At 42.1% G+C, this 8,299-nt stretch carries 8 protein-coding genes; 3 read left to right on the top strand and 5 right to left on the bottom strand.

Annotation, left to right across the window (positions count from 1 at the left end; all coding sequences use genetic code 11):
- The first annotated feature begins 50 nt into the window (after positions 1-50).
- Genes BN587_RS09000 through BN587_RS08990 form a run of 3 tightly spaced genes read left to right on the top strand, consistent with a single transcriptional unit; the run spans position 51 to position 3,189 of the window.
- Positions 51-419, top strand: a complete 369-nt coding sequence (locus BN587_RS09000) for a TOBE domain-containing protein (RefSeq protein WP_021720790.1) — start codon at positions 51-53, stop codon at positions 417-419.
- Positions 419-2,116: an ABC transporter permease gene (locus BN587_RS08995; RefSeq protein WP_021720789.1), complete on the top strand. Its 1,698-nt coding sequence runs from the start codon at positions 419-421 to the stop codon at positions 2,114-2,116. Before BN587_RS09000 ends, BN587_RS08995 begins: the two co-directional genes overlap by 1 nt.
- Positions 2,117-2,118: 2 nt before the next feature.
- Positions 2,119-3,189 carry an ABC transporter ATP-binding protein gene (locus BN587_RS08990; protein ID WP_021720788.1) on the top strand — a complete coding sequence of 357 codons (1,071 nt, stop codon included), beginning with the start codon at positions 2,119-2,121 and terminating at the stop codon, positions 3,187-3,189.
- 65 nt (positions 3,190-3,254) lie between these two features.
- Here BN587_RS08990 and BN587_RS08985 read toward each other — a convergent pair whose 3' ends face one another.
- The 5 genes from BN587_RS08985 to BN587_RS08965 all read right to left on the bottom strand — a co-directional run.
- Positions 3,255-3,683, bottom strand: coding sequence for a hypothetical protein (locus tag BN587_RS08985; protein WP_021720787.1), 429 nt, complete (start codon positions 3,681-3,683; stop codon positions 3,255-3,257).
- Positions 3,684-3,793: 110 nt separating this feature from the next.
- Positions 3,794-4,789, bottom strand: a complete 996-nt coding sequence (locus BN587_RS08980) for an ABC transporter substrate-binding protein (RefSeq protein ID WP_021720786.1) — start codon at positions 4,787-4,789, stop codon at positions 3,794-3,796.
- On the bottom strand, positions 4,786-5,979 hold the full coding sequence (locus BN587_RS08975) for a nitrogenase component 1 (RefSeq protein WP_021720785.1): 1,194 nt from the start codon (positions 5,977-5,979) through the stop codon (positions 4,786-4,788). Before BN587_RS08975 ends, BN587_RS08980 begins: the two co-directional genes overlap by 4 nt.
- Positions 5,972-7,273 (bottom strand): nitrogenase component 1, encoded by a 1,302-nt coding sequence (locus BN587_RS08970; protein ID WP_021720784.1) that lies wholly within the window; start codon positions 7,271-7,273, stop codon positions 5,972-5,974. Before BN587_RS08970 ends, BN587_RS08975 begins: the two co-directional genes overlap by 8 nt.
- Before the next feature lie 16 nt (positions 7,274-7,289).
- Positions 7,290-8,299 (bottom strand): TonB-dependent receptor plug domain-containing protein (locus BN587_RS08965; RefSeq protein WP_303684948.1); only part of this gene is annotated, 1,010 nt, incomplete at its 5' end.

Here is an 8,299-nt window from a genome sequence, read left to right as displayed (position 1 = left end):
TTTGTTCAAGTTGATTATACAATCTACCTGATTTATTCATCTTTAAATTTATGGGCATTGCTAATTTTCTGGCAGTCAAGGAAGCTAACGGCAAATTTGTCGTAGGCAACGGCACTCAGGAGGTTCCCTGGGAAACACCTAAGGGCAAAGCAGCTGCCTGGGTAGCAGCCTTCCGTCCTTCAGATGTAGAAATCCACCGTGAAGGCCCCGGACTGAAAGGCATTATCCATCGTGCCAACTTCCTGGGCGCAACCATGGACTATGCCATCGATATTGACGGCGAAAGCCTGCGTACAGAGCTTTTGACGCATGAAGCTATCAATAACAATCTCATGTTTAAGGAAGGCGACGAATGCTACATCACCTTCCGTAGCCTGCTCTGGTTTGATGCAGAGCAATTGAAGGAGGTAGAAGAATAATGAGCACAGGCACCATCAAAAAAGATTCCGGCTTTGGCGTAGCTCAGCTGATTCTTTTTATCTCTATCGCCGTACTGGTCATCTTCGTTGCCTGGCCGGTACTTCTGATTTTGTTTAACGCATTCTTTGTTGACGGCTCCTTTAACAGCCACGACTTTTATGAGGTACTCACCGAGCCTGAAACCTTCCAGGCTCTCATCAATTCACTGATTATCGCCAGCATGACCACTATCGGCAGTACTATTGTCGGTACCTTCTTTGCCTGGCTGGTAACACGTACTGACCTGCCCTATAAGAACTTTATGAAAAGCCTTTTCCTTGTACCCTTTATGTTGCCATCATTCATCGGTGCATTAGCATGGAAAATGCTTTTATCTCCTAACTCCGGTTATATCAACAAATTCTTTATCGAAACCTTCGGTTTTTCCGGTCCGGTTTTCGATATCTACACCTACCATGGCATCAGTGCCGTTGAGGTCATGTATCTTTTCCCGTTCGTATTTATCCAGGTTTGCGGTGCACTGGAACGTATGGACCCTACCTTGGAAGAATCTGCCCGTATTTCCGGTGCCGGCCTGTTTACAATTACCCGCAAAATCACCATTCCACTGGTTATGCCATCTATCATGAGCGGCGCGCTGCTGATCATGCTTTACTCCATGGCTCACTTCGGTACTGTAGCTGTTTTGGGTATTGAACAGGGTATTTACAACATCCCGACACTTATTTATGAAAAAATTCACCAGAGCGGCGGTAGCTTTGAATCTATCCGTACCGGTACAGTATTAGCAACCGTACTCGTTGTTTCCGCAGCCTGCATTATCTGGGCACAGAAAAAAATTCTCAGCACCGGCCATTACCAGATTATCGGCGGCAAAAGCTTCCGTCCTATGGAGCTCAAACTGCGTGGCCTGCGTTACCCGCTGCTGTTTTTCTGTCTGGCTTACATCGCCTTCACGATTCTGCTGCCTACGGCAGTTATCTTCCTTGTAGGCGGCGTTAAGACCTACGGCCTGCCATTTACGATGGAAAACCTGTCTTTGGACAACTACAAATATATTCTCTTTGAATATGAAGTTACCAAAGACGCTATCTTCAACAGTATCAGCTTAGGCCTGGCAGCAGCAATTATCACTATGTTTGCCGGTGTTATGATTTCCTATGTAATTGTTAAGATGAAGGTTCGCGGCAAAGGTATTTTGGAATTCTTGGGCATGCTGCCCTTCTCCGTACCCGGCTCCGTTATCGCCCTCGGCGTAATCCTTGCCTGGAGCGGCCAATTTGGCGTTAACCTCTACAACACAGTATGGATTATTCTTGTAGCCTACATCGCCCGCTACATGGCATTCTCTCTGAAGGCTAACTCTGCAGCCCTGGAACAGGTGCATGATTCCCTGATGGAAGCATCCCGCTCCTGCGGCGCAACCATGTGGCAATCATTAAAGGATATTGTTATTCCTTTGGTTAAGCCCGGTATGATCAGTGCTTTCTTCCTGATTTTCCTACCGGCACTGCGCGAATTAACCGTATCCATTATGCTGTATGCTCCTACCACCAGAACCATCGGTGTTGCTATCTATACCTTAAACGAGGACGGCGAAACGGTTATGTCTACAGCCCTCGCAGGTATCGCCCTGATCCTGATTGTAGTCGGTCAAATGCTGATTAATCGTTTTACCAAGAAAGTAGAGGGTTAATTATGTCCTATATCCGTTTAGTAAATGTAACCAAACAATTTGGCGATGTAACCGCTGTCAATAACCTGAATTTGGAAATCGGCAAGGGTGAATGCTTCTCCATGCTGGGACCATCAGGCTGCGGCAAAACTACCACCCTGCGCATGGTGGCAGGCTTCGAAGATTTGTCTGACGGTGAAGTATGGGTAGGCGACCGCCTGCTTTCCTCACCTAAAAAGCATCACTATACACCTCCGGAAAACCGTAATTTCGGCATGGTTTTCCAAGCCTTTGCTGTATGGCCGCACATGAGTGTTTACGAAAACGTTGCTTTTCCGCTGCGTCTGCGCAAACTGCCCAAGAGTGAAATTGACCAACGCACACGTGATGCCCTCATTGCTACCAACCTGCTGAAATCAGCAGAAGACAGCCCGGCCAACCTGTCAGGCGGCGGCAAACAGCGCGTTGCTTTAGCACGTGCGCTGGCTATTAATCCTGACGTAATGCTGCTTGACGAACCTCTCTCCAGTCTGGACCCGCATCTGCGTGAGGAAATGCGCTTTGAAATCAAAGACCTGCAGCGCAAATATGGCTTCTCCATTATTTACGTAACACATGACCAATCCGAGGCAATGGCACTTTCCGACCGTATCCTGGTTATGAAATTAGGTGTTATGCAGCAGATTGATACACCGCTCAATGTTTACAACAACCCATCCAACAAATTCGTTTTCAGCTTCATCGGTGTATCCAGCTTCTCTGATGTTACCTGGCAAGGAAACCAGGCCTTCATCAAAGGCTCACAGCATGCACTTCCGTCCGCACTTGTTATCCCGGACCGTATGCGTGGCGAAACTGTCTTCAACCTCGCCAGCCGTCCAACCGAGATTCGCTTTACCAGCGAAACCGATCCCAACGGCGTGCGTGGTATAGTTATCCGCAAGGCTTTCCTTGGCGAAATCATCGACTATCTGGTAAAAATAGGTGATCAGGAAATCCGCGTACAAATCGGGCGCCGTGAGCCCGGTCCTGAAGTTAACGAGGTATGCTATCTGCACTTCCTGCGTCCCTTCTGGTACAAAGTAAACGAATAAGCTCTCCATAAAAAAGCCAGCATATCAACTATGATATGCTGGTTTTTTATGTCATTTTCCTTCTTTTAAAGCTTTACGTCCAGCGAAGCGCTCACGCCAACGCCCTGCACGCGGTTAACATTTTGATAAGACACATTATCCACCGGAATCAGCACCTTACAACGCACGCCCAAAAGCGTCTGCTCAATCATCAGCGCCGCCTTTACCTGGTCTACTTTAGACTGCGGTCCCGAAACCTGCGCCGCACCGGCACGACTGCCATCACCAACAGAAATAATCGGCACTACCTTCGTCGCATCTGTAGAGCTTACACCGTATTTAGCCGTTACAGAGTTAATTGCATTATTCAGCGCCGGAGCGGTAGCATCTACAGCATAACCAATCGCACCACCCTTGAGGACCTTATCCAAAATACCAGCCTGCGCTGCAGGCATACTGTTACCTAAAACAAAACCACACACAAGTGCTGTTGCAATCCATTTTTTATTTTTCATAACGCATACCTCCTCGAATACTTATTATATTCGACAAGCGGCGTTAAAAGCCTTGCAAGCATTCTGTGAAATTACTACGAAAAAATATGCTATGCAGTATAGTCCATCCTTCATTCTTCAATACCAGCTAATAATCCCGGCATTTGTAGTTGCTTGTAATATTGTGGATATACTGAACTTGCTAAAACATATGCAGCTTCTGCAGCATAATGTGACACACAGTAACGATAATATTTATCTGGCAAAGCAATAATCTGCTTATTTTGTACAGCCTTTAAAGTCATATATGACGGATCATGGAGGATTTCATCTATAGCAGTTTTACGTTTGCTATCTGCCATCATCCTGGTAGCAGTCGGTAAAAGAATAACGTCCGGCTGCAATTTTACTATACCTTCCTTTCCAATACGTGCACCAGTTGGCAGTTCAATATTTCCAGCCGCATTTTCTATATATGCGTAATGGCATAAATCATCGAACAATCCACCTTTTACGCCAAATGCACCTTCTACAGATACAGCAAGTATTTTTTTCCGTTCAGTCACTGGAATAGATGAATTAGTCTTTTTTATCAGCTCAAAGATACTCTTCATGTTCTGCACAATAGACTTTCCCTTTTCAGCTTCACCTACTGCTTCACTTACATCTAATACACATTGCTCTATTTCTTGCATATTATGCGGTGCTTTAACAACGAAAACCTTTATTCCCATAGAGCGCATCGTTTCAATCTTCGTCCTGTCGGCATTATATGGCACCAAAACCAAATCTGGCTTAAGCTTCATTATTTGTTCAACAGGAATAATACGTTCTGTTTTTATCGGCACTTTTTTTGCTTTATCTGCAATAAACGACACTTGCGCATCAGAAAAATACTTTGGCAAAGCCAATATACGTTCTGGTCCAGTAAGATCCATTACTATATCAGGCACACCAACACCTAATGGTAATATCCTGTGCGGTTTCTCTTTAAAGCTTATATTAACGCCTGTAGCATCTTGAACAGTATATAAGGCTTCTTCATCATGTGTTTTCAGCCCTTTCCCACAAGCCATTGCACAAAAGGCTAAGGTTACAAGCATTATTACACAAATTAGTCGCTTCATCTTTCTGCCTCAATTACTTTATCATATCGCATTTGTATATACTGCTGCCAAAGCAGTTTTTTAAAATTATAGTAACCTGTTATTCCCGCAAGCGGCATACAACTGATATCATCATAAACTGGCTGGGATACTGCAATAAAATATGCTCTGCGTCCTGCACGGCGTATATACTGCTCACTTTCAATGCTACTACCTATAATAAGAATTACTGAACCGCTATTATCTTGTAGCACATCATCCATATCCCGAACAATCTTATATGGACCATCAGCATTTTTCTGCTTCATATTTCCGTGAATAATTAAGTACATTTTATCAAATCCTGCTAATTCCATTGTCAGACTTTTTGCCAAAGCATATGCAACTGACTCTGGCGCCGCAACTACAATAATCGGGAAATAAATGCTACCCCATTCCTTTTGCAAGCTAAATTCAGCAGCATTAAACATCTTATAATTAGCTTCAGACTCTTTTTTTAATATTTGTAGCTTATCCGTAGAAAGATTGCGTTGCTTTGCTATCTTTTCTAGCCATTGCCAAGTGCCAGTATAACCATATGGTATACCTGATTCAAGTATTCCTTCATTCCCTTGGGATAATTCTGATGCTATTACAGGAAAATCCTGATACTGCAAATTCAACCCTTGACGAAGTAAACGACGAATTTCCTGCATATCATAATAAGCATTATAATAGCACAAACTATACCCCCGCAAACAGCCAAATGTTACTTTTAGGCCTGCCTGCTCTACCATCTTAAATGCATAGTTATAACCATCCCAGAAATCGCCAGTCATAGCACCGCTTTCCATACTTAAGCAACACACATCAGGAATTTCTTCTGCTACAATGCCTAAAATGTCATCACCTATTAAACTAACAGCACAAGAATTGACAACACCTATACATGTTATTGCTTGCTTTTGTGTTTTAATCTGCCTCAAGACCTTCTTTACTTTGCCTTCTGTACCAAAAACAATGGCGTTTTCGTCAACATCACTACAATATAGCCTGTCTTCAATACTAAATGGTAGCATTTGCTGAAGTATTCGTTTCATTTGCAAGTAGCAAAATCGCGGTCCATTAACCAACACAACGGCTTCCCCAATATGCTCAAGCAAGCAGGCAATTTCTCCCACACCTGCACAATAATTTGTTTCTTTTTTTAATTCATATAAGCGTTTATTCATAATAGCCTCTATGCTTTTTCTGTACTATCATTCTTTTGATATCTTCTATTACCATTTGCAGGCCTTCTAACCCAAAGCCCATATTCATGTATGGTAACGACACGGCAAATGGTAATAAGTCTCGTGGTACTCTCACAGAAAGCACATTTTTGCCATCTAACCTTAAGCTGATTTCTTCTATGGTAAGATAAAAGCGGTCTATTTTTGAAAGCCTTGGTACATCATGCAGCAAAGTATCTAGGACATTTCCGTTCGCCATTGAATTATCCTGATCCATATAAATGCCTTCTACTTCCAGCTGCAAATCATCCAACAGCTCATTCAGCCATGTAAAGTTGAGTATAACCTTAGCATCTCTGATAACTATGCTAACCTTATTCCCTTTACCAGCTATAGCTAAAAAATCATTTATGAATTGACTATATTGCTGTTTTAACTGTTCGCAAAGCATCTTGTAACTGTATTCTGGCGATTGCAGAGCAATATGTATTCTTTCCAGCCAAGTCAATGTTTCCTTAAAACCTGCCGGATCAGCATAATCTAGTATCTGGATTCCAAGTTTTTCGTTAAGTAAATTCGCCGCTGACTCATAATCCGCTACCAACATGTTATTATGATCGATAATGACACCATAGCGGCAGGTACACAATAGCTTTATTTCTTCCAAACTAGCAGCTCCCGGGAATAATATAACTTTCTTCAGACCTAAGAAGTAAAGATATTGCTCTATGGTGCGGAATGCCGCAGAGTGTTTTCCTTCAAATGGAGCTATTATAACTATTGTATCGTCCCGCTTTTCTTGAAGTGTACAAAATCGATTGAGCATTATGCTGACAGCAAGCTTAAAGCCATTAGAGTAAGCGCCATTCATAAAGCCAAAGCTATTAATTGAAATGACTGGCACTTTATAGGTACCTTCTGCTTCCGCAGCTACTGCTTCAATATCATCACCGATAATCCCTACCATACACGAATTAACCACCAAGATATAGGCAGGGTTATATAATTCCGCAACCATGCCTATTGTAGCAGCCAGCTTTTTTCCGGATCCGTAGATGCAGTCATCATTAGTCAAATTTGTATATACAATCCTTCTACCAATGCTGTTAAACATTCCACGCATAGCGTTGGTAGCCTGATAGTTGCGTTCCAGCTCCCTGTCACGCAAAATATGTGCACATCCCAGTGGGCTGTTTAAGATTACTACCACATCTTCCGCATACGCCACAACGCGGCAAGCCCCTATCATGCTACAACCATAGCCTTTAAATCTTCGCAAAAGCTGTTGTCCCATTATCTAACACCTTTAATCAGAAAGTATATTCCATGCCAACCATATAATTTCTTCCTGGTGAAGCGTACCATGCCTCTGGATCCAAATCATATACTCTTTCAGTATAGTTGGTATTAAAAATATTTCCTATTTTGCCGAACAATTTGATACTATTGCTACATTTATAATTAGCACTTATATCCCACACCCAAAAGCTTGTAGACGTATGCACCTTAGCTGCTTTACGTCCTTCCCTGTTAATAACTCCACGTCCGTCAAAATCTACCGCCAAGCGGTCATTGTCATAGCCGATGTTAAAATTCCATACACCTCGTGGCAAATATCCGTTTTTATTAGGGTTCTTATTTGGTTGCGGGTCAACATAAATATAAGTATAGCCAGCACCAAGATTAATACAGTCATTAATACTCTTATTAACCTTTACGCTAAAACCTTTTGTTTTTTCAATATCATAGTTAGTATAGATACTATCATCACTGCCATCATTTTTCTTTACCAAACCGATAGCATCGCTGGATTTACGTCTATAAGCATTCAAATCAATAGTTGTATTCTTATCAAAGTAATGCTTCACGCCAAGCTCATAAGTATAGCCTGTTTCATATTTCAAATCTGGATTGCCAGAACCGGAAGAATACAGTTGGTTTACCGTTGGCGCAATAAAGTACTGCTTATAAGACGCATAAAAATTTGTCTTATCATCAGGTGTAAAACCGATAGTCGCACTACCACTGGTATGATTTCCATACTTGGAATGATTATCATAACGCAGACCATATGTTAAATTGTATTGTTTGGAAAAATCCCAAATATCTTGTATATATAAAGCTGTATTATGGAAATCTTTGTTTTTAATAGTCTGAGAAGCTCTATCAATACTATCTTTTGTATATTCAAAGCCACCTACCAAAGTATGATGTTCACCTATTTTATTTGTCAATTGGTCATTAATACTAATGTTAGTTTGTACATATTGTACTGGTTTTCTCGCGGTATAATTGTCATTTATATCCTTGCTATTCCTGC

The organism is Phascolarctobacterium succinatutens CAG:287, from assembly GCF_000434895.1.
In the GTDB taxonomy this organism is placed as follows: Bacteria; Bacillota; Negativicutes; order Acidaminococcales; family Acidaminococcaceae; genus Phascolarctobacterium_A; species Phascolarctobacterium_A succinatutens_A.
Note: the sequence above shows the minus strand (reverse complement) of the source record. Positions and strands in the feature narration are given on the sequence as shown.